This is a genomic window from Undibacterium sp. FW305-107 (genome assembly GCF_058788535.1).
The window spans coordinates 735,912-756,077 of sequence record NZ_JBYTAV010000001.1; the positions used below are offsets into that span (position 1 = coordinate 735,912).

General features: G+C 51.8%; 19 protein-coding genes. 11 read left to right on the forward strand and 8 right to left on the reverse strand.

Annotated elements, in window-relative coordinates; translation table 11 throughout:
- Positions 1–67: 67 nt before the first annotated feature.
- Positions 68–2,941 (reverse strand): beta-galactosidase GalA, encoded by a 2,874-nt coding sequence (gene galA / locus AC3WQT_RS03410; protein WP_492702261.1) that lies wholly within the window; start codon positions 2,939–2,941, stop codon positions 68–70.
- Between the two features lie 118 nt (positions 2,942–3,059).
- A complete protein-coding gene (locus tag AC3WQT_RS03415) occupies positions 3,060–5,093 on the reverse strand; it encodes an ATP-binding protein (RefSeq protein WP_492702263.1) in 2,034 nt (677 codons plus the stop codon).
- A 256-nt stretch (positions 5,094–5,349) separates the two neighbouring features.
- On the opposite strand from AC3WQT_RS03415, the gene AC3WQT_RS03420 reads away from it, so the two are divergent.
- From AC3WQT_RS03420 to arsH, 4 genes are all read left to right on the forward strand, one after another.
- Positions 5,350–5,679, forward strand: coding sequence for an ArsR/SmtB family transcription factor (locus tag AC3WQT_RS03420; RefSeq protein WP_492702265.1), 330 nt, complete (start codon positions 5,350–5,352; stop codon positions 5,677–5,679).
- Positions 5,680–5,745: 66 nt separating this feature from the next.
- Positions 5,746–6,450, forward strand: a complete 705-nt coding sequence (locus AC3WQT_RS03425; RefSeq protein ID WP_492702267.1) for an MIP/aquaporin family protein — start codon at positions 5,746–5,748, stop codon at positions 6,448–6,450.
- Positions 6,451–6,468: 18 nt separating this feature from the next.
- Positions 6,469–6,897, forward strand: coding sequence for an arsenate reductase (glutaredoxin) (gene arsC / locus AC3WQT_RS03430; protein WP_492702269.1), 429 nt, complete (start codon positions 6,469–6,471; stop codon positions 6,895–6,897).
- Complete coding sequence (arsH, locus tag AC3WQT_RS03435; RefSeq protein ID WP_492702271.1) at positions 6,866–7,600, forward strand: arsenical resistance protein ArsH; 735 nt, start codon at positions 6,866–6,868, stop codon at positions 7,598–7,600. Before arsC ends, arsH begins: the two co-directional genes overlap by 32 nt.
- Here the strand turns inward: arsH and AC3WQT_RS03440 are convergent.
- The gene (locus AC3WQT_RS03440; protein WP_492702273.1) at positions 7,597–7,941 is read right to left on the reverse strand and encodes a sensor histidine kinase; all 345 of its coding nucleotides are present in this window, start codon (positions 7,939–7,941) and stop codon (positions 7,597–7,599) included. The genes arsH and AC3WQT_RS03440 overlap by 4 nt on opposite strands.
- Positions 7,942–8,854: 913 nt before the next feature.
- Here AC3WQT_RS03440 and AC3WQT_RS03445 point away from each other — a divergent pair.
- From AC3WQT_RS03445 to AC3WQT_RS03465, 5 genes are all read left to right on the forward strand, one after another.
- Positions 8,855–9,304: a hypothetical protein gene (locus AC3WQT_RS03445; RefSeq protein ID WP_492702275.1), complete on the forward strand. Its 450-nt coding sequence runs from the start codon at positions 8,855–8,857 to the stop codon at positions 9,302–9,304.
- A gap of 171 nt (positions 9,305–9,475) precedes the next feature.
- A complete protein-coding gene (locus AC3WQT_RS03450; protein ID WP_492702277.1) occupies positions 9,476–10,591 on the forward strand; it encodes a hypothetical protein in 1,116 nt (371 codons plus the stop codon).
- A gap of 190 nt (positions 10,592–10,781) precedes the next feature.
- Positions 10,782–11,891 carry a phosphotransferase family protein gene (locus tag AC3WQT_RS03455; RefSeq protein WP_492702279.1) on the forward strand — a complete coding sequence of 370 codons (1,110 nt, stop codon included), beginning with the start codon at positions 10,782–10,784 and terminating at the stop codon, positions 11,889–11,891.
- Positions 11,888–12,910: a T3SS effector HopA1 family protein gene (locus AC3WQT_RS03460; protein WP_492702281.1), complete on the forward strand. Its 1,023-nt coding sequence runs from the start codon at positions 11,888–11,890 to the stop codon at positions 12,908–12,910. Before AC3WQT_RS03455 ends, AC3WQT_RS03460 begins: the two co-directional genes overlap by 4 nt.
- On the forward strand, positions 12,907–14,208 hold the full coding sequence (locus tag AC3WQT_RS03465; RefSeq protein ID WP_492702283.1) for a lanthionine synthetase LanC family protein: 1,302 nt from the start codon (positions 12,907–12,909) through the stop codon (positions 14,206–14,208). The genes AC3WQT_RS03460 and AC3WQT_RS03465 overlap by 4 nt, the downstream gene beginning before the upstream one ends.
- A gap of 152 nt (positions 14,209–14,360) precedes the next feature.
- Here the strand turns inward: AC3WQT_RS03465 and AC3WQT_RS03470 are convergent, their stop codons facing one another.
- From AC3WQT_RS03470 to AC3WQT_RS03480, 3 genes are all read right to left on the reverse strand, one after another.
- Positions 14,361–14,660 (reverse strand): DUF1843 domain-containing protein, encoded by a 300-nt coding sequence (locus AC3WQT_RS03470; protein ID WP_492702285.1) that lies wholly within the window; start codon positions 14,658–14,660, stop codon positions 14,361–14,363.
- Positions 14,661–14,813: 153 nt separating this feature from the next.
- The gene (locus tag AC3WQT_RS03475) at positions 14,814–16,286 is read right to left on the reverse strand and encodes a GDL motif peptide-associated radical SAM/SPASM maturase (RefSeq protein WP_492702287.1); all 1,473 of its coding nucleotides are present in this window, start codon (positions 16,284–16,286) and stop codon (positions 14,814–14,816) included.
- Positions 16,287–16,343: 57 nt separating this feature from the next.
- Positions 16,344–16,796 (reverse strand): DUF1843 domain-containing protein, encoded by a 453-nt coding sequence (locus AC3WQT_RS03480; protein WP_492702289.1) that lies wholly within the window; start codon positions 16,794–16,796, stop codon positions 16,344–16,346.
- Positions 16,797–17,008: 212 nt separating this feature from the next.
- Here AC3WQT_RS03480 and AC3WQT_RS03485 point away from each other — a divergent pair, with 212 nt between their 5' ends.
- The gene (locus tag AC3WQT_RS03485; protein WP_492702291.1) at positions 17,009–17,626 is read left to right on the forward strand and encodes a class I SAM-dependent methyltransferase; all 618 of its coding nucleotides are present in this window, start codon (positions 17,009–17,011) and stop codon (positions 17,624–17,626) included.
- An 84-nt stretch (positions 17,627–17,710) separates the two neighbouring features.
- Positions 17,711–18,796, forward strand: a complete 1,086-nt coding sequence (locus tag AC3WQT_RS03490; protein ID WP_492702293.1) for a hypothetical protein — start codon at positions 17,711–17,713, stop codon at positions 18,794–18,796.
- Position 18,797: 1 nt separating this feature from the next.
- Here the strand turns inward: AC3WQT_RS03490 and AC3WQT_RS03495 are convergent, their stop codons facing one another.
- Together AC3WQT_RS03495 and AC3WQT_RS03500 are read right to left on the reverse strand one after the other, a co-directional pair.
- Positions 18,798–19,232 carry a GAF domain-containing protein gene (locus tag AC3WQT_RS03495; RefSeq protein WP_492702295.1) on the reverse strand — a complete coding sequence of 145 codons (435 nt, stop codon included), beginning with the start codon at positions 19,230–19,232 and terminating at the stop codon, positions 18,798–18,800.
- A 19-nt stretch (positions 19,233–19,251) separates the two neighbouring features.
- On the reverse strand, positions 19,252–20,163 hold the full coding sequence (locus AC3WQT_RS03500; RefSeq protein ID WP_492702297.1) for an EboA domain-containing protein: 912 nt from the start codon (positions 20,161–20,163) through the stop codon (positions 19,252–19,254).
- Between the last annotated feature and the right edge of the window lie 3 nt (positions 20,164–20,166).

Sequence of the window (20,166 nt, forward strand, 5' to 3'; positions counted from 1 at the left end):
CTACAAGGAACGCATTTCATTGCAAAAAATGCGTTCCCATCAATGAGCTGAGTCAAAAAAGCCGGATTTATTTTTTTGGCTCGGCAATAACATTCCCTTCAAGCCCGGCTTTTTTGCCGGGCCCACCTTCTACCAGCACTGTCACTTGCGCTGGCCCTTCGACGGCGGGCAAGTCCACGCTTAGATCACCTGTGCCTACAGAAGTTTTAGCTCCCAGCAATTTGCCATTCAACCATACCTCGGCCTTGCCGTTGACGCGTGAGAAAAGCAGGCGAGCTTTACCGCTAGCCAGTTTTTTATCCAGTGTGAAATTACTGCGGAACAGGTGAAAGTGATTCGCCTTGCTATTAATCTCACTGGCATCAACTTCCAGCATGGGTGGCTGCCCCCAGCTCCAGGTATTCATGTCATTATCTGCCAATACCTGGTTCGGATCAGGTCGCGTAGCATATGCTGGTGAGATACGCCAGTTTTGCAGATACAGCGTGGGAGCATCGCTGACTGCGACAAAAGGAATGCCCGCAGTTTTATGCACCGGTATGCGCACACTGGCTGCTGTCAGACCAGGTGCGGTAGCGGTAGCCAGCAGTTCGCCACTGCTGTCAAAATGACTTTGCACGATGAGTTGTGCCAGGCCGTTAAACAATTTGCGTGTCTTGCCTTTTTCATCTTCATGCGAATTCGGGTCACCATTACCATGACCTATGGACTGCCCCGCGCCGGAGACTTCAAAACTGACCTGGCTATTATCGACAGGGAGGGCACGACCCTGTGCATCCAGCGCGCGCACGGTAATGGGCATGGCGTCACGACCATCACCTGCCAGTGATGCACGGTCAGGTAAAAGCTCCAATGCAACGGCCTTGCCCGTGGTTTCTACGTTAGTGCGTACTACCTCCCTGCCGCCCTTGTAGCCAAATGCTTCCAGCTTGCCAGCTTCATACGCGACCTGGAAAGTATTCATGCGGTAAGGATCAACTTGCTGTTCACCCAGTTCACGGCCATTCAGTGTGAGCTTGACGCGCTCTACATTGGCCATGACCATGACGCGAATTTCCTTGCCTTCCTTTCCTTGCCAGTTCCAGTGGGGTGCGATGTGGATCAAAGGTCTGTCCTTGATCCACTGTACCTGATGCATGTAGTAAGCTGTCTTGGGAAAACCATTCATATCCATGATGCCGAATACTGAACTCACTGAGGGCCACTCATGCGGCGTTGGCTCACCACGGTAATCAAAGCCAGTCCAGACAAAACCACCTGCCACATAGGGGCGGCTGTCTATGGCCTGCCAGGCATCACGGTGGCTATTACCCCATTTGGCAAAGTCATCATCATAACTGGTGACGATATTCCTGCTTTTATCGGTCGTAAATTCACCGCGTGTCATGAAGGCAGAGGTATCTTCTGCGCTGGTGAATGGCTTGTCGGGATTGGCCTTGTGATAGCGGTCATAGTCAGGCACCTGGTAATTGGCACCCAGTACGTCGACGGCATGTGAGACATTCAATGCAGTAAAAAAGCCACCATTCATCGCTGCAGTGACCGGGCGTGTATCATCCAGCGACTTGACTGCCGCTGTCATGCGGCGTGCCATTTCATAACCGACTTCTGTGCCCTGCACCGGTTCTTCATTAAACACTGACCACAGGATCACGCCAGGGTGGTGGCGATCACGCCGCACCATCCATTCAAGTTGCTTCATATACTCTGGAGAGGGATTGAAATTGCGGTTTTCATCCATCACCAGAAAGCCCATGCGGTCTACCATGTCCAGCACTTCAGGTGCCGGAGCGTTGTGCGAAAAACGTATGGCATTCACACCCAGTTCTTTCAGGCGGCGCAGGCGGTATTCCCAGATGGAATCTGGCACGGCCACGCCGACACCGGCATGATCCTGATGCAGGCATACCCCCTGCAATTTCACATGCTGATCATTGAGGAAAAAACCTTGACGGGCATCAAAGCGTATGCTGCGAAAGCCGGTTTTGAGGCTCACCTCATCTATCGCCTTGTCATCTTGCAGCACCACTGTTTTAACACGGTAAAGTACTGGTTTATCCAGCGTCCAGCGCTGTGGCTGATTGATGGTTACTGGCAATTTGGCGATAGCCTGGCCAAGCACAGGCACACTGACAGACTGTATCTTGCTGGCGACCACCTTATCATCGGAACTAAGCACCGTGACTTCGACCTTGACATTGGCCACCTGCTTGCCGCTGTTGTCCAGCGTCACTGCTACCGGGATTTGCCATTGCCTGTCATTGATTTTTTTTGGTGTAGCATGCACACCGTCAGTCATGATGTGGACAGGATCAGATTTGAGTAACCATGCGTGGCGGTAAATGCCTGCGCCTTCATACCACCAGCCTTCCATTTGCTCTGCATCAACACGAATGGCGATGGTATTGCTGGCATCGCCATAGCGCAGATAGGGAGTGATATCGATATTGCTGGCATTGTAGCCAGACCAGTTGCGGTGCACGATATTGCCATTCACCCAGATGCTGGCATGGGTGGCAATGCCGTCAAACTGCAGTTCAAAATAGCGGCCACGCTCACTTTCATCCACCCGCAGATAACGGCGATACCAGGAAATGCCACGTGACCTGTAGCCTTGCGAGATATTCGCTTTGGGATCGAAAGGACCTTCTACCGCCCAGTCATGCGGCAAGTCCAGCTTGCGCCAGCCACTGTCATTGTATTTTGTACCTGCCGCCCCCTGGGCGTTACCTGCCTTGGCATTACCATAGGTAGCACTATGGCCGACAATCTCCGGCATGGGGATATCACCCTGATGGAATAACCAGCCTCTGTCCAGCGACAGACGTTCACGCCCTGGTTCAGCAAAGGCTGGAGTCGCCGATAAAAGTGAGATCAGCATCAGGGAGCTGATGACACGTAGCCGCCATCCCTGTCTGAATAAATTGATGATAGATAACATATGCCTGCACCCTTGATTAGTGCAGGATATTTTATGAGAGTATGCTCACCACCGACGTCAGACCGAGAAAGAATCAAGACATTGACTGATCTTCAATGAAAGTCCGGGTCTGACAGGCTTACAAATCACCTCCACGCTGCGCAGCCGCTGGCAAAGTGAACCAGAACACTGTACGCACACCGGGCTCGGATTCAAAACCTATGCTGCCCCCCATAGTTTCCACCAGGTTCTTGGTGATATTCAAACCCAGACCGGCGCCACCCAGATTCTTTTCGCCATGCTCTTCTGCCTGGGCGAATTTGCCAAAAATACGGGGGCGGAATTCTACCGGGATGCCAGCACCATGGTCTTCCACTTCTATCTTGAAAATATCATCGTGGTACTTGAGACGGATTTCTATTTGCTCATGTGCAGGAGAATACTTTGCGGCATTCGACAAAAGGTTGGCAAACACTTGCATGATGCGGTCCGTGTCACCCATGACCCAGGCGGACTTGGGATACTCAGTCAAAGAAAAGGAAGTCTGACGTTCTAGCGCATAGCTAGTATTTGCCTCGATAGCCTGCAGTGCCAGGGCAGTCAGGTCAACACGCTGGATTTCAAAACGCATGTTGCCAGAAGTAATTTTCTCCATATCGAGAATATCATTGACGAGGCCAGTCAGGCGCTTGCTGTTATTGTGGGCTATGCGCACCAGTTGCAGGGCTTTGGGTGAGAGTTCTGTCAACGTGCCGGATTCCAGCAAACCCAAGGCACCGCGTATGGATGTAATCGGGGTGCGCAATTCATGGCTGACGGTGGAAATGAAGGCAGCCTTCATATTGTCCATCTGCTTGCGCTGGGTGATGTCGCGCGCAATCGTTGAGGCACCAATGACACTTTGTCCGCCATCATGTACTGGCGACATGGCGACAGAGAGCTGGATTTTTTCACCATTCTTGCGCAAGCCGGTGACTTCGAAGTGGCTGATGCGTTCGCCTTTGATGATGCTGTCCAGACGTGCAGAACTGGCGATGACATCACCATCTGCATAGAGCAGTCTGGAAGACCGGTCCAGCACTTCGTCGGCACGATAGCCAAACAGCTTTTCTGCACCGGCATTCCAGCTGCTAATGATGCCGTCCAGCGATTCACCCATAATGGCATCTTCAGAGCTGTCGATGATCGCCGATAGCTGCGACAGCTTGGCTGCCGCTTGCAATTGCTTTTCAAATTGCCTGACGATGACCCCACCAAAAATGATCAAAATGATGATCAGGACGCCATTACCGATTACTTGCACGATGGCACTGGAACGCCAGCCCTGCAGCACTTCTTCCCTGGACAGAGCAGCAACGGCAATCAGCGGAAATTGTTCGAGACGGCTATAACCAACAATACGCTCTATACGATCAAGCTTGGAAGTGGAAGAGAATGTACCAGAATTGTTGGCAGCAATTTGTTCGCGAAAGATGGGGCTGTTAATGTATTTCTTGCCCAGGGCTCCGACAATCAGCGGCCTGCGCAATACCAGGGTGCCATCATCTGCCAGCATGGCAATGGAACCTTTTTTACCCAGATTGATGCTGTTGAAATATTTAAGCAGAAAATCAACATCGATGTGCGCCAGCACCATGCCGGTGTAATCACCATTTTTTTGATTCAGGCGGCGTGACATCAAAAAAACCCAACTGCCGTCCTGTATCACTTTGGCTGACTTGCTGATATACCAGCCAGTTTCTGTGTGAGTTTGATGATAGGTGAGATTATCGCGCTCCAGTTCGCTGATCTGGGTAAAGCCTGCGCTGCTTGATGCCATGACTTTGCCATCAGCACCTATCATAGTCATGAGTTTTAACTGTGGCAGCTTATCCATCTCACGCTTCAGGGATAGGGTCAGTTTGTCGCGCTGCTGCAGATAGCTGGCATCCTGCTCCAGCCTGTCCATGACAGAAATGATGGCAACATCAACTGCCTTAAGCGTATCACCAGAGTGCTGCGCCATCGCCTGTGCCAGATTCCCTGCGGCCACATCGCCGGCGCGCATCGCCATGTCATGGGTTTTCCACATCTGCCAGATGCTATTCCCTATCAAAACTATGCATACCAGAGCAATGAACATGTACATGGCTAACTTGATGGATGTTCGCTTTACTGGCATTAAGGTATTCATTCAAGATTGATAGAAAAGGAAATCTGGCCTGTGGGCAATATCGTGACGCAGGCATATTGTAAGTTGTCTGCCTTGAATAGGCGAATGAATCGCCTGCCATGCTTGCAGCAGGGAAATAAAGTATCAGCTCACGTGCCTGCAATTGCTTCCACATTTAAAAACATTTAAGGAATATGTAAAAACTTCTTTGCCAAGCAACTATAATTCCATTATTATCGAAATATAGAATTAATTATAGGCCGCCAAAGAAAAGACGATGGAAACAAAAAAAGCACTATTAGCCCTGGCTGCCCTGGCACAAGAATCACGTCTGGCCCTGTTCCGCCTGCTGGTACAGGTTGGTCCTGCCGGGCTGGCGGCCAGCAAGATCAGTGAGCAACTGGGCATCCCTCCTTCGTCCCTGTCTTTCCATTTGAAAGAGTTATCACACGCTGATCTGGTGCAATCGCGCCAGGTAGGACGCTTTGTCATTTACTCTGCCAACATGGACACAATGAACCAGATGCTGGGCTTTTTGACTGAGAACTGCTGTGGCGGTAATCCATGCTCACCAGTAGGCATACAAACATGTGTGGCAACTGAATAACTTATCTGCACTCTGCATCAGAATTTTTATGAACTCAGTACCAAGGCCGGACAAAATGAAACTCGCATGCACATATTTGAAGGTGAACTTGTCATGACAATGGCACGGCGTCTGGTTTCTGAAGGCTTGGGTACGGCGTTCCTTCTGACCGTGGTGGTAGGTTCCGGCATCATGGCTGAACGGCTGGCAGGCGGCAATGTCGCTATCGCCTTGCTGGCAAATGCAATTGCCACTGGTACGGGCCTGGTCGCCCTGATCCTGATGTTTGGCAGCATATCTGGTGCGCATTTCAATCCTGCCGTCACACTGTCAGAAGCTTTCCAGAAGAATATGCCAGGCAAGGAAGTGCTGCCTTATATTCTGGCGCAAGTGCTGGGCGCTTTTGCCGGTGTCGCTGCTGCACATGGCATGTTTGAGAACCCGCTGTTCTTTGCATCTGAGCATGTGCGTACCGGCATGGCGCAGTGGTGGAGTGAATTTCTGGCGACCTTTGGTTTGATCGCCGTCATCATCAGTTGTACCCGCAGCCGTCCTGCGGTCACACCCTTTGCAGTGGCAGCATATATCACTGCTGCTTACTGGTTCACCTCATCAACATCTTTTGCCAACCCGGCAGTCACTTTGGCGCGCGCTGCCAGCAATACTTTTGCGGGCATACGTCCGGCAGATACACCTGCCTTCATTATTGCCCAGCTGTTGGGAGCTGCTGTAGCAACGGCAGTATTTTGCTGGCTGTACCCACTGAAACAAAAAGACTCTGCAAGCAATTGATTTTTTCTGGATAGCGATATGACGATTACCATTTATCACAACCCTGATTGCGGCACATCACGCAACACTCTGGCCCTGATACGCAACAGCGGTATCGAACCGGAAGTGATTGAATACCTGAAGCAACCGCCTGGTAAAACCAAATTGCAAGAATTGATCGCAGCGATGAACATGCCGGTACGCGAACTCTTACGCAAAAAAGGCACTCCTTATGAAGAGCTGGGGCTGGATGATAGCAAATGGACTGATGATGAACTCATCAACTTCATGGTTGCACATCCGATACTGATGAACCGCCCTGTGGTTGTCACGCCTCTGTGTGCCAGACTATGCCGCCCGTCGGAAGCAGTGCTGGATCTTCTGCCCTCACCACAGCTGGCTGAATTCATCAAGGAAGATGGCGAGCAAGTCATTGATGCGGAGGGCAAGCGTGTTCACAGCAAATGACTTACCCAGCCTGCAACCGGACTTGTTCAGACTACCGGAAGCCGAACAATTATTTGCACCTGAGCGTTCCAGCCATGTGCCGCGCATCCTGCTTCTCTACGGCTCTTTGCGCGAGCGTTCGTACAGCAAATTGCTGACGCAGGAAGCGGCCCGCCTACTACAGGCCATGGGTGCTGAAACCCGCATCTTTGATCCGCATGGCCTGCCATTGCCGGATGAAGTACCTGACAGCCATCCCAAGGTACAGGAATTGCGTGAACTGGCCCAGTGGGCAGAGGGCATGGTCTGGACTTCGCCAGAACGCCACGGCGCGATGACGGGCATCATGAAGGCGCAGATAGACTGGATACCCTTGTCCGTTGGTGCAGTGCGCCCTACTCAGGGCAAGACATTGGCAGTAATGGAGGTATCTGGCGGTTCGCAATCATTTAATGCCGTCAATCAAATGCGGATACTGGGTCGGTGGATGCGCATGATCACGATACCAAATCAATCATCAGTAGCAAAAGCTTTTCTGGAATTTGATGAAGCTGGTCGCATGAAGCCATCTTCTTACTATGATCGCGTGGTTGATGTGATGGAAGAATTGATGAAGTTCACCCTGCTGACACGCGATGTCGCTCCTTATCTGGTGGATAGATATAGCGAACGTAAGGAAACCGCAGAGGAATTAGCCAGACGGGTGAACCAAAGAGCCATTTAATCGTTAAGCATCATTTGCATCGATGCGGGAAAAACCAGATTGACAGTGCTACCGTGCGAAGTAAATTCCAGGTCCAGCTTGCCACCCAATTGCCTGGCTCTGGCTTGCATGGAAAGCACACCATTGCCAGCCCCTTTCCTGTCCGCAGGCAAGCACATGTCATCCACTTTGCCATTGTCGATAATGCGCAATTGCATTTGTTTTTCAGTATGGTCGTAGGCACTCCAGAATACGACTTCTGTTGCACGGCTATGCTTCATGATGTTGGTCATGGCTTCTTGCAATATGCGGTACAAATGCGATACCGCAGGTGCATCCAGAAGGATTTGGCCTTGATACATTTCTATATTCCAGAATATCGATATACCTGTACGTTTTTAAAAGGGTTCTAACCTTTCCCGGAAATTTTCAAGAGGTGTAGCGACATTCCAGAAGAAGTGCTGGCACATCCCATGCCTCGTCCAATTTCAGACTCCGCTTCTTTTGAATTTCATGATAGCCGATACGAGCCTGCACCATACCAATATTTTCCAGATCCTGGCAATTGCCCCCTGATGATAATGAGCGACTCACAATTTCCACCTCAGAGATTAATACGCGATATTTAATGTTTATTTTTATAATATTTCACTTAAGAAATATCAAGTCTCATACCTGCTATCACTCATTATTTTGACAGTGTGGTCATCAAGGGCGAGTTGTCCTGATGTTAGCGTTAAATCAGGGCTCAGGTGAAAACATAAATAGAATCAGCCTATATGGAAAATCGAGGGGATGAAAAAGCTTTTTCATGCTCAGCCCGTCTAAGTATTAAGTTTCCATCAAAATAAGATAGTAATAAATTGTTACGCATTTCACCCTTGACAAATATTAATAATAAATTAACCTTGAACTATTGACATGCAAATAAAGTAATAAGTATATGCAATAAATTCTCTCGCCTGCAAATCCCCTTCCTGAAGCATTCTTTTGAGTTATTGAGCCAGCGTCCAGCAAGCTCAAGGTGGGTTGTTGTCGCCGTTTTTTTGCACACTTATTTTTGCACGATAGTTCAGGTTTGCTTTAACACCCTGGTTTTGTTTTATCTGCGTCATCTTGCTGTAACAGAGGCGCATGTTGTGGCTGCATGGCAGGGGTCTGGCTTCTGTCTGCTGAGTTTTTATTGTTATCCAAAATTTTCTGAATCCGCAATCAGGCATCTGAAAAGCCCGATGCCTGGCCTGCGTTTCAGTTTCAACCAAATGGAGAACTGTGATGGCGAAAGACAAGTATTTTGTAGAAGTATTGGCTGCCGATCCGGCGAATATTCCCGAGGTGGTGTTACTCAATGGCTTTGTGGGTAATTCTGCACTTGAAGGCTATACGCGCCTGTATCTGAACGCGGTACTGAATGAATATTATGAAATCCCCAGCGAGGCAATTTTGCACACGGCCACAGCATCCGCCAACAGCAATAATCCACTGGAAACAGCCTATGTCTGGGTCAAGGCCGACGCCGAGCTGATTCGCAAAGGCAAGAGCGTGGCAGACACCAAGATGAGCTTTTTCAGCGGCCCCATACAAAGCGGGCAAGCAGCTACCGCTGCAGCCAATGCAGCCCAGGCTGCGGTTGCCAGTGGGCCTACAGGTGTCCTGAACTGCACGCAAGCCCCCGCTGTTTGCGGCAATACCGCATGGCAGGGTTGCCCGGATAAACCCAATTGAAATATTCGTGATGTGAAGGGTCGCTGATTTAACGGGCCTTTTTCTCATGCGAATGTGTGAAGAATGGCGCTAGCATTGCCTCGTCCTGAGGCAGGAAATGTTGCCATTAGTTTGTTCCCTTGTTGTCCCTATCGTTCATGAAATGTAGTGCCACTCTTAGGAGAGTTTGCTATGTCCACTCAATTACCGATTTGCCATATACAGACATTACCACCGCAATGCCTGCCTCATACTTTACCGGTCATTTGTCATCCAACACAACCGCCACAATGCCTGCCACATACTTTGCCGGTCATCTGCCATGTGACGCAACCACCGCAATGTTTCCCTCAAACATTGCCAGCCGTTTGTCACCTGACACAACCACAGCAGTGCTTCCCGCATACCAGCCCTGTGATATGCCATATCGTCACCCACAATAACCCGCTGTGCGGCATACAATGCCAGGCTGGTACGCATATTCCAGTGACCACAACCATCAACACGACCATAGTGCAAACCCAACCACCAGTATTTAATGGTGGCGTGGCTGCACCGGCACAAGCACAAAACTTTGCTGGCGCTGCTGCGCCTGCTCAGCAATTTGCGGCGCAGGCCAATGTGGGCCCGACTGGTGTACAACATTGCACAGCGGCCCCCCAATTTTGCGGTAACACTGCGTGGCAGCCTTGCCCACCTCTTGGTCCAACCGGCGTCCAGCATTGCACTGCCGCTCCACAATTTTGCGGTAACACTGCATGGCAGGGTTGCGCGCCACCACAAGCACAGCAGGCACAACAGGCTTTCTATCCAACTACAAATCCTACTGCCAGCACCCATTGCTTCATTTGCCCACCATTCACCATTGAGGCGCAGCAAGCGGCACCTCAACAAGCACAGGCAATGAATCCAACGAATGCTACACATTGCTTCGTTTGCCCTCCTCCTACACTGGAGGCACAACAACAGCAACAAGTCGGCCAGACTGGCGTTCACTTTTGCACGGCCGCGCCGCAATTTTGTGGTCATACCGCGTGGCATGGTTGCCAGCCACCGCTGTCGGCACCACCACATTGCCCAACCGTTGCTGCCGCTGTTTGCCACACTGCTGCCACGGTTTGCACACAAACGATAGCACCAACTCATCTGCTTGGTTGCACTTGCCTGCCTATGACAGTTGGCCCTGTTATTCCAACTCATAACATGCCGATTTGTGGTCACACTTGCCTGCCTATGACGGTGGGGCCTGTTATTCCTACGCATAACATGCCAATTTGCGGCAATGTCACTGCGCCCGGATTTTGCTAACAGGGAGCAAGTGAACCAAAGCAGCACAAAGTAGTTTGATCAGCCCTGGTAAAAAACGGTCGGGATATATTTCCGGCCGCGGGCTGACTCATTCTTCGCAAACCCCAAGTGCAATTATTTGCACCTGGGGTTTCGGCATGAAAGTGGACTGTAAGCCATTTTTCTTGCTTTAATCTAAGGAGTATCAGGGATGTTTTTAACCGCTTCCAATATGGCCCACTATCTGCTGGCGCGTGGCACGATCCCACCGGCAGTGGTCGTTGATGGTGATTTTATGGTGGTAGAGGCTGGCAGGCGCAATCGCAATTACAAGATCATACGGCGCGATGGTTCTGGCCTGTTCGTCAAGCAGATCAAGGAAATCGAACCGATGGCGATGTCGACCATGCAGCGCGAAGCTGCCTGCTACCGCATGTCGCAAAAAAGTGGTTATGAAGCATTGGCAGGACTCATGCCCAACTTTGTTGATCATGATGCAGCACGCCATTGCCTGACTATCAGTCTCTTGCCTGGCGGTGAAAACCTGACGGAATTTCATGCGCGCAAAAAAACATTCCCGGCCGAGATAGGCAAGTTGCTGGGAGCTGCGTTGGGCAGCTATCACCAGACCCTGCGTGGCAAAACTTTGCAGACAGAAGACTTGAGCAGCTTCCCGCGCATGGTGCCATGGATTTTAAGTTTTCATCAAAACAGCATGCAGGCAGGTAATACCCTGAGTGGTGGTGTGCAGCAGCTTGGAGCCCTGATCAGGCAATACCCTGATCTGCAACAAAACCTGGCGCGGCTGGCACAAGGCTGGCGCTACGACAGCATTATCCATGGTGATATGAAATGGGATAACTGCGTGGTGTATCCGGGTCCTGGTGGTGAAATAGCGATTCGCATCATAGATTGGGAACTGGTTGACTACGGCGATGCCAGCTGGGATACAGGTGCAGTGCTGCAAGCCTATCTGACCTCATGGATTTATTCCATGCCGCTATATCATGATTTCAATCCTACCAGCTTTGTTGATAAAGCCATTTACCCGCTGGAAGGGATGTATCCATCCATCCATGCCTTCTGGCGCAGCTATGTACAAACGGCGGGTATCGACAAATCCCAGGCGTATGCCTACCTGCTGCGCTGCATAGAATATGGTGCTGCCCGCATGGTGCAGACTGTTTTTGAATCACTCTACTACTCGCCCGTCATGACCAATCATGCGGCGACCTTATTGCAAGTCAGTCAGAATATTTTACGCAATCCACGCCAGGCTGCATCTGCCCTGTACGGATTTAGCGGGGAGCTGCCATCATGAGTGATGAATGCATGAACAATACAGCCATGATCGAAGAATTGAAAGGCATCTACGCAGCCTTGCAGATCCACAACCAGAATAGCTATGCATTTGGCAGTAGCGCAGCAATTCCTGTCGTCACGGCCACTGGTCAGACTAATCCTGCGCAAGACCTGATCGCCGCCATCAATAGCAGCCTGTATGGCATGTATTATGTACGTGATACTGTGGGTGAACCGATACAAGCTTCACAAAGCCTGGTACCCAACCTGAGCCAGGCCAACCAGACGCCAGACCGCTGGGATCCTGGCTGGAAAATTTATCAGCAAAGCCCCGACGGCCGCGTCATGATACAAAAAGGTGAACGCAGCCGTACTGCAGTCGTGGGTGAATATGCCGCCAACAAATGGCCGGGTATGGCACCTGTAGCGGGCGAGCTGGTTAACTTACGCGTCTATCCGGGTACTGCCGATATGCAGCAAGGGTTTTACTATGCCTTTGGCAGCAATCTGTCTGACCAGTTTGACGACTATGAACTCATCCGTTTTTACTTCAATGTACCAGCCAGTGCAGCGGCAGAATTGCTATATGGCCTGACGACGCAACTCAACCGCTATGCACTGCCCTTCCGCTATAAAACACTGGTTGACGCCAGCGCCTACCGGCGTGCAGATGCAGCCGTGCTGTATATCGCCAAACGCCATTACCCCATGGTGGCAGCACTGGTACAGGATTTGCATGCAAGCCTGGGCAGCAAACTACGCCCCCTCACGCCCATGTTCTGCAAAACCCTGGTTGATGGCATAGGCGTGGCAGAAGAGCCAGGCACAGGTGAGAGCTTCGGCATGCATAGGTGCAGGCTGGTAGCCGAAGGTATGGTCGATGCGTGGCTGGCTGGCTCACAAAGCGTGGATGCGCGCGCAGATGCTGTACAAAAACGCTTCGCCGCGAATGGCATCGATATGCGTACCCCCTACCTGAATCGCAATTCAGTCAATTTATTTGAAACACCGGTATTTAACGGAGGCTTGCAACTATGAATGCACCTATAGACGGACCTATAAGCGCAGCAATAAATTCGTACAAGGAAGTCTATCTTGAGGTGGCTGACCGTATAGGCCGCAGCTTATGCCGTGATGCCGTCTGGGATGGCGCACGTTGCAACTGGCTGGGCTGGTCGATGGAAGCCGTGAATCAAGCCTGGGTGCCAGCTTACCGTTCCTTTGCCAGTGACCTGTATGGTGGTACCAGTGGCATCGCATTGTTCCTGGCGGAGTTGTACCAGTTCAGTGGAGACAAACAGCAAAAGCGGGTGCTGGAAGGGGCATTGAACCAGGCCCTGTCGCTGTCTGACAAAATGCAGGGCGCAGCACGTAGTGGTTTTTATGCAGGCAGCAGCGGCTTTGCCTATGTGCTGGTACGGATAGGCACATTGTTGAAGAACGAAGCCCTGGTAGCACGTGGCCTGCGCGAAATGGCCAGCCTCACAGAACAGGCACCCGATGCGATGTTCATTGACGTCATAGGCGGCAGTGCTGGTGCCATACCTGCCATGCTGAAACTGGGGCTGGAACACCAGCGCCCTGACTTCATCGCGCTGGCGCAAACTCATGGTGATTATTTGCTGGCACATGCGAGCAAAAGCGACGCAGGCTGGTCATGGGAAACCATGCACGTACCAGGACAAAAACATCTGACCGGGCACTCGCATGGCGTGGCGGGCATCGTCACTGCCTTGCTGGAACTGTATCGCGCCACGGGTGAAAAGCGTTACCTGGACGGGGCGAATGAAGGCTTGCGGTATGAGCGTGGCCTGTTCAGCGCCCAGCATAATAACTGGCCAGACTTACGCATCATGGATGCCAGCCAGGCTGATGCTCCGCCAGTCTATAACATGGCATGGTGTCATGGCGCACCCGGCATAGGTTTGTCACGCCTGCGCAATGTGGCCTTGATGCCGGATGACGCCATGCTCATGCAGGAATTGAATGCCGCCATACAAACCACCGCCAGTTCGCTGATGCCTGCCTGGGTACATGGGGTTGGTAATTTTTCACTATGCCATGGCGCATGCGGCAATGCTGAATTGATGATCATGGCGGGACAATATCTGAAACGCCCTGACCTGACCCAGGTCGCAGAAAAAATAGGGCAGGAAGGCTGGCAGCATTACGGCCAGTCCGACATGCCCTGGCCTTGCGGGGTGGCTGGTACGGGTGAAACGCCTAACCTGATGCTGGGGACGGCAGGGATAGGGCACTTTTATTTGCGCCTATATAATCCAGAGGCTGTGCCTTCGGTGTTGATTGTGACGCCGCCGGAGAAGGTGGTGGGTTGAGGTGTCACAATGATTGAGTTCGTAGGTTGGGCTGCGGTTTACCAACCCAACACTCTGCGTTTAAATAACGTATACGTTTGTTTAAGCCAAGTGTTGGGCTGATGAAGCGTAGCCCAACCTACGAGATAAACTGCCGTTTGTCTTTTTAAACCTTAAAACAAGCGACTGTAATAAGCCACTTGTGCTTTCAAACGCGCAATTTCAGCCTGGTCACCGCGTGTCACTGCATCTTGTATGGATACGCCATACAAAGCCTGTGGCGGCAAGCCCTTGGCTTTCATCGCTGCTTCCAGTGATGGCAAGAGACGCTCTATTTCTGATGCCGCAGCCAGGTAATCGAGTGCCTGATCGCGGATGGCAACGATCTTGCCGAGATCACCACTTGCAATAGCTTCATGGATGGGTACGCCGTACAAGGCGGCCATGGGTGCGGCGTGAGTTGGGGAAACCATATCTACTCCTTCAAGAAATGCAGACAGTTAATGGACAATGAGCGGGCCATGAGTAAGCAATGAATGCGATCAGTTAACTGCCTTGCGGATTAAGTAAAATATACTTCGACACCAAAACTATCCCGGCAAAAAAACAATGCCGGGCTTTGATCATCAGGCTGTGCTGGTCAGCACATGCAAACGATCAAGTACGCTCTTGAGTTCTGTCATGACGGCTTGCCGTCTGGCTTCTTCAATAGCATATTTTTGTGCTGCTGCGGCGACATCGGCATGACAGTGCGGGCACTCGGTTTCATCTGGCCAGATATATTCATTGCAGCCGCGGCACAGGTCCAGTTCAGGTAAAGGATTACTGCTGGTGCGTTCTGCTACCCTTGGTGCTGGCGCAGGTTCTTCTGGCAGCACTTGCCTTCCTGGAATCGCTTCTTCATACAATTCAAACCTGCCTATGGCAAAAGGCTTGTCAGGCGCTGGTGCCACTTTGCGGATTTTTTCATGTATACCGCGTTTCTCCAGCTTCAGTGCGCGGTAGTGGCAATAGGGATTATTGCCTGGCTTGCCGAACAGGGAATCTGAAGTCCAGGTGCAGCCACCACGGCAAACATCGGCGTAGTAGCAGGTCCGGCAATGGCCCCACAGCGAATCAATATTGCGCATGCGGCCAAAGTGCAGGGCTTCAGACGTGTTCCACAATTCTGCCACGGCAGTGTCACGGACATTGCCGCCACCATAGGTTTCCGTCGCCAGTGATGGGCAGCCCTTGATGGTGCCATCGGCTTCCAGGCCGATGACATTCTGGCCTGCAGCACAACCTGTCCAGTGCAGGGTTTCATCCCCCAGGCCACGCCAGTGATGCTCGAAGGGGCCGAAGTAACCGAGGTTGTTGCCAAAGGTCAGCAGCAAGCCGCGCTGCTGGCCTTCATGGTAAAGACGGTTCAACAAGGGCATGAGTTCCAGCACACGGTGTGGTTGCAACAAGAGGTGATCATTTTCTACCGCATTGCCCATGGCGACTGTGATTTGCAGTTGCCAGTGAGTGGCGCCGGCTTCGATGATGCGGTTGAACAGAGGCTCCAGTTGATCTATGGTCTCTGCACCTATCTGGGTATTACAGCTGACACCCAGGCCCAGGGACTTGGCGGTTTCCATGGCACGCAGGGCATCATTCCAGGAACCGACCACACCACGCACCCTGTCGTGATAATCTTTCATGCCATCGATGGACACGCCTATGCCAAACAAACCAGCCTGCTTGCCTGCTTCCAGCCTGGCAGTATTGAGGTTGCGGGCACCAGTTTGCATGCCTACCCGTATGCCGTGACCAGCAATGCGCTCCACCATTTGCAGCCAGTCCTTGCGCAAGAAGGCTTCGCCACCTATCAAAGTGATTTCACGCGTGCCCAGAGCGGCTAGTTGATCAATCACGGAGAAGGCTTCTTCGGTGGAGAGTTCGCCCACTCTGCGCTTGCCTGCACGTGAACCGCAGTGGCTGCATTTCAAATTGCAGGCGAGAGTGATTTCCCACACGACGTGCACAGGGGTATGACCGTTGAGGTCTGACAAGGTGCGCGCCCTGGCAGGTTGGGAAGCTTGAGAAGCTTGAGATAAGAGAGGAGTTTGTTCCATACTTGGCTCCGGTGGCAAACGCCAGCAAGCTGGCATTTGCGATAAAGAGGTGACTGCTTATTTACCGGCGTTGAGTTGTGCCAGCAAACTTTGCGCGAGTTCTTTCAGGCGATCCACTTCGGCCTGATCACCGCGCGCCTGCGCGTCCTGAATTGCGACGCCGTAAGGTGTGACAGGATGAAATGCGGCGGCAGTATTGCTGACCCCTCCGAGCAGATTGCTGTAGGAAGCCAGTTCGGATTTAATGCGGGCAATTTCAACCTGATCGCCACGGGCGACGGCATCTTGTATCGTGACGGCATACAAAGGGCGGATAATACCGCCCTTGCTTTTGATCGCGCTTTCCAGCTCAGGCAAAAGACGGGCAACATCAGCCGCGGCTGCCAGGTGGCTAAACGCGGCATCACGTGCAGCGCTCATTTTTGCTGCATCGCCACTAGCAATTGCATCGCTCATTGCCACTGCATACAGAGGGATAAAACCGCCATAAGATTCTTTACTGGTAGTCATAAAATTACTCCTTGAGGTGAGTACGGGTTATGAAACTGGGGTGGGTATCTATGAAATTCTGGAAACCTGCCTGCTATCAATATGGCAAGCTTACTTAGTATATTTTCAATTATCGAAAAGTCAATGTCATTATTCTTTTTTTAAGTAAAGATATTCGAAGCAGTGATTTACAATCTTCATTTCCGGTAAAACACGATAGTCAGAACATGCATGTGAATAAAATCAGTGGCACCGAAGGCTATGCCGAGATGGCTGTTTGTCTGGTGCAGCAGTGGCAGGAAATTTCCTTTCAAGAACACCACGCCATGGTCTTGCACTTGTTACCAGCAGCGCCCTGTCATGTACTGGATATAGGTTCAGGCATAGGCAAGGATGCGGCGGTGTTTGCTGCCATGGGACATAGCGTAGTCGCGGTAGAGCCAACGCGGGAGTTGCGCTTGCCGGGCATAGCGCTGCATGATTCACCCCGCATTACGTGGCTGGATGACAGCCTGCCAGACTTGTCGAGGCTGTGCGCCATGAATCAGACTTTCGACCTCATCATGCTGAGCGCTGTGTGGATGCATCTTGATGCAGCACAACGCCAGCAGGCCATGCCCAGACTGGCAGCTTTGATGAATGCATCTGCGCCCCTGATACTGTCGCTGCGTCACGGCCCTGTCCCTGCCGGGCGACGCATGTTTGATGTCAGCGCAGCAGAGACCATAGAACTGGCTGCTCTGCAGAGCCTGGAACCCATCTTGAATGTACAGACGGCATCAATACAAAAACTGAACCAGCAAAACGGGGTGACGTGGACGCGACTGGCTTTTCGCCAGGCCTTGTCATAGTAGGAAAAATACATATCACATTGACCATATTTATCTTTTGTGAAACACTGTCCTGCATTGACAAGCCCCATTCAGATTCACTCCATGGCAAACCCGCCCCCCATCGTTCTACCGCAACTCATGATCCAGCAACGCTGCGCTTCCAGCGTCATCTTGCGCGGGCTGAATAATCCACGCGGCATCAAGCTCAAGCAGGATGGCAGCCTGCTGCTGATAGAAGCAGGCAGCGGCGATGCTGAACAAGTTTTTTCTGGCCGTCTATTGCAGTTCAAACAGGATGCAGAAGCTGAGTATGTGAAACGGGAAGTACTCGCTGATGGCTTTCGCTCCATGAATATGCAGTCACGCATGTGCAGGGATGAAATATTTGGCCTGGCGGATATCGCTTATGGTGGTGGTCGCTGGCTGCTGAGCCAGACTGACTATGTCGCCGGTTCACGCATCCTGGATTTGACTACCCTGCCACCGCAAGCTGTATTCCACAGTAGCGGCAACCTGAATGCGCTGTGCTATCACCCGCAAAGACAAAGCTGGCTGACCGTGAAGCCTGATACCAATCAGGCCATAGAGTTTGTAGATGACCAAGCAGAAGCTGTAGTTGGTGTGCTGCCAGATTTGTCTGGTGGTCAGCATGCTGTGCCGGTGACGGTGATTCTTGATCAAAGCTGGCGACCATCGAGTGGCAGCCAGCCAGTACTGATCTCCCTGTTCTCGGGCGAATTGCAGGACAATGCTGGCAAGACGGGTATTAACTTTGAGAAGGGTGTCAGTAAAATCGTCAGGCTCGATCTTGATACAGGTGAAGTCAGCACGGTAATCACAGGCCTGACACTGGCCACAGGTATGGCTTTTACTGAACAAGGGCAATTGCTGGTGCTGGAATTATGCGATGATTTTTTAGAGCCCATGCCAGTAGATGAAATACCGCAAACCGCCTGGCATGGTGGCTTCAAACGTTATTCTGGCCGCCTGCTTTGCTTTGATCTGGACAAGCGCACAGTGACTTGTCTTGCAAGGCACCTGGATACCCCATCGAATTTATGCGTGGCAGGCAATACAGTATTCATCAGCGAAGGCATGGGTCTACCCGGCCGCCCCATCACCAATGCGGATGGAGAAACCGTGGCACTGGAAGGCTATGTGCGTAAATTGATCCTGCCCGAAAACTAAATCAAGCCGCTTGCAGGCACGCAGTCAGTTCAGCCAGCTTATCCGGGAAAGGTGCTTGTGCCACCCACTCTGCAGGGTCACCTTCTTTTTGCCAGGCAAAACCAACCACCGCCATCACATCACCCGCCTTGCTGAGCAAGGGAATAGCGATTGCCGCCTGGGCACCAACTGCCTTGGCACCAGGGCGTATATTGCCGCTTTTATCGTCTTGCAGATTGCAGGTCTGCACAGGGGCTTTACTCAGCTGCGCCGCACCCGCCATGCCCTTGCCATGGCTGACATGGGCGACGATGGCGAGTACGGGTTCTGGTATGCGCAAGGCGGCACTCAGGTATAAATCTTCTCCGCGCTGTATATGGATAGTACCGGCGGCTGCGTCCAGATTGGCGATGCTGGCTTCCAGCCATTGCTGGTGTTCATTATTCTTTTCAAACATATTGAATCTCCTTTGTGTATTAATGTTGCACTTGCTGCGGCTCTTGCAACAGTTCTTGCCAGTTCAAGTCTTTCGCTGCCGTTATCAGATTCTGTTGCTGGCATAAATTGCGAATTTTGCTGTCATGTGCAGGCAGGCTCTTGGCGATAGCCAACCGCTCTGCCATGCTGCCTTGCTCCAGCGCGCGCAACAAATCAGCCTCACCTACAGCATCAAGTTGTGGTGCTACGCAACGCCATAGCTCGGGGCTGATGGCGCGCCCTGCAGCCCAGCGTTCATGCGCCAGGTCGATCAGGATGCGTGCCAGGGCTGGATTATTTCTTTGTTCCAGTCCTTGCACTGGCCACAAGGGACTATCGAGAAAAAAGCATTTGACGACCATCTGGTTCCAGGCTGCCTCATCAAATGCCTGCATGGGATAAGGATTGCGATGCGCCATGGCTTCAAAGATAGGGCGCATGCTGGAGCGTATGGCTTCACGGGCCCGGTGTTCTATCGCACTGGCTGCGGGATACAAGGGAAAGCCGGAATACAGGGCAATCAATTCATTGATTTCAGCACTGTCAGCGATGCTGTCAAGCTGGCTGGCAAATTGCGCCTCATCACCGGCATAGCTGGCGAGTATGAAAGCAACCCTGGCAGCGATATCGGTACTCCAGCCTGAAGGATCGAAACCAGGACGCAGTAAATTCGCTGTCGCCAGTTCATCGCTGCTTAAATTCAAATCAAGCTTGCCCAGTTTACGTGAAGCCATGCCCATGGCACGGTAGACATCACGCTCCTGCTTTGCCGTACTGATTTGCTGGCATTGTAGGCGAAACCACAGCAAGGCTTCGGGTGAGCTGCGCGCGGCGATCCAGATATCTAGTTGCGACAGGGCTGAGGCGGTTGGGGTAAGTGCCTGCATTTCTTCTAAGGATGGATGTCTCATGAT

Bases quoted from the DNA above. Each gene is read 5' to 3' on its own strand.
- AC3WQT_RS03495 (WP_492702295.1), bottom strand. From the start codon at position 19,232: ATGTTTGAAAAGAATAATGAACACCAGCAATGGCTGGAAGCCAGCATC.
- AC3WQT_RS03460 (WP_492702281.1), top strand. From the start codon at position 11,888: ATGAGTGATGAATGCATGAACAATACAGCCATGATCGAAGAATTGAAA.
- AC3WQT_RS03470 (WP_492702285.1), bottom strand. From the start codon at position 14,660: ATGGTTTCCCCAACTCACGCCGCACCCATGGCCGCCTTGTACGGCGTA.
- AC3WQT_RS03465 (WP_492702283.1), top strand. From the start codon at position 12,907: ATGAATGCACCTATAGACGGACCTATAAGCGCAGCAATAAATTCGTAC.
- AC3WQT_RS03490 (WP_492702293.1), top strand. From the start codon at position 17,711: ATGGCAAACCCGCCCCCCATCGTTCTACCGCAACTCATGATCCAGCAA.
- AC3WQT_RS03425 (WP_492702267.1), top strand. From the start codon at position 5,746: ATGCACATATTTGAAGGTGAACTTGTCATGACAATGGCACGGCGTCTG.
- AC3WQT_RS03445 (WP_492702275.1), top strand. From the start codon at position 8,855: ATGGCGAAAGACAAGTATTTTGTAGAAGTATTGGCTGCCGATCCGGCG.
- AC3WQT_RS03500 (WP_492702297.1), bottom strand. From the start codon at position 20,163: ATGAGACATCCATCCTTAGAAGAAATGCAGGCACTTACCCCAACCGCC.
- AC3WQT_RS03455 (WP_492702279.1), top strand. From the start codon at position 10,782: ATGTTTTTAACCGCTTCCAATATGGCCCACTATCTGCTGGCGCGTGGC.
- AC3WQT_RS03475 (WP_492702287.1), bottom strand. From the start codon at position 16,286: ATGGAACAAACTCCTCTCTTATCTCAAGCTTCTCAAGCTTCCCAACCT.
- AC3WQT_RS03440 (WP_492702273.1), bottom strand. From the start codon at position 7,941: ATGTATCAAGGCCAAATCCTTCTGGATGCACCTGCGGTATCGCATTTG.
- AC3WQT_RS03415 (WP_492702263.1), bottom strand. From the start codon at position 5,093: ATGAATACCTTAATGCCAGTAAAGCGAACATCCATCAAGTTAGCCATG.
- arsH (WP_492702271.1), top strand. From the start codon at position 6,866: ATGCGGAGGGCAAGCGTGTTCACAGCAAATGACTTACCCAGCCTGCAA.
- arsC (WP_492702269.1), top strand. From the start codon at position 6,469: ATGACGATTACCATTTATCACAACCCTGATTGCGGCACATCACGCAAC.
- AC3WQT_RS03420 (WP_492702265.1), top strand. From the start codon at position 5,350: ATGGAAACAAAAAAAGCACTATTAGCCCTGGCTGCCCTGGCACAAGAA.
- galA (WP_492702261.1), bottom strand. From the start codon at position 2,941: ATGTTATCTATCATCAATTTATTCAGACAGGGATGGCGGCTACGTGTC.
- AC3WQT_RS03450 (WP_492702277.1), top strand. From the start codon at position 9,476: ATGTCCACTCAATTACCGATTTGCCATATACAGACATTACCACCGCAA.
- AC3WQT_RS03480 (WP_492702289.1), bottom strand. From the start codon at position 16,796: ATGACTACCAGTAAAGAATCTTATGGCGGTTTTATCCCTCTGTATGCA.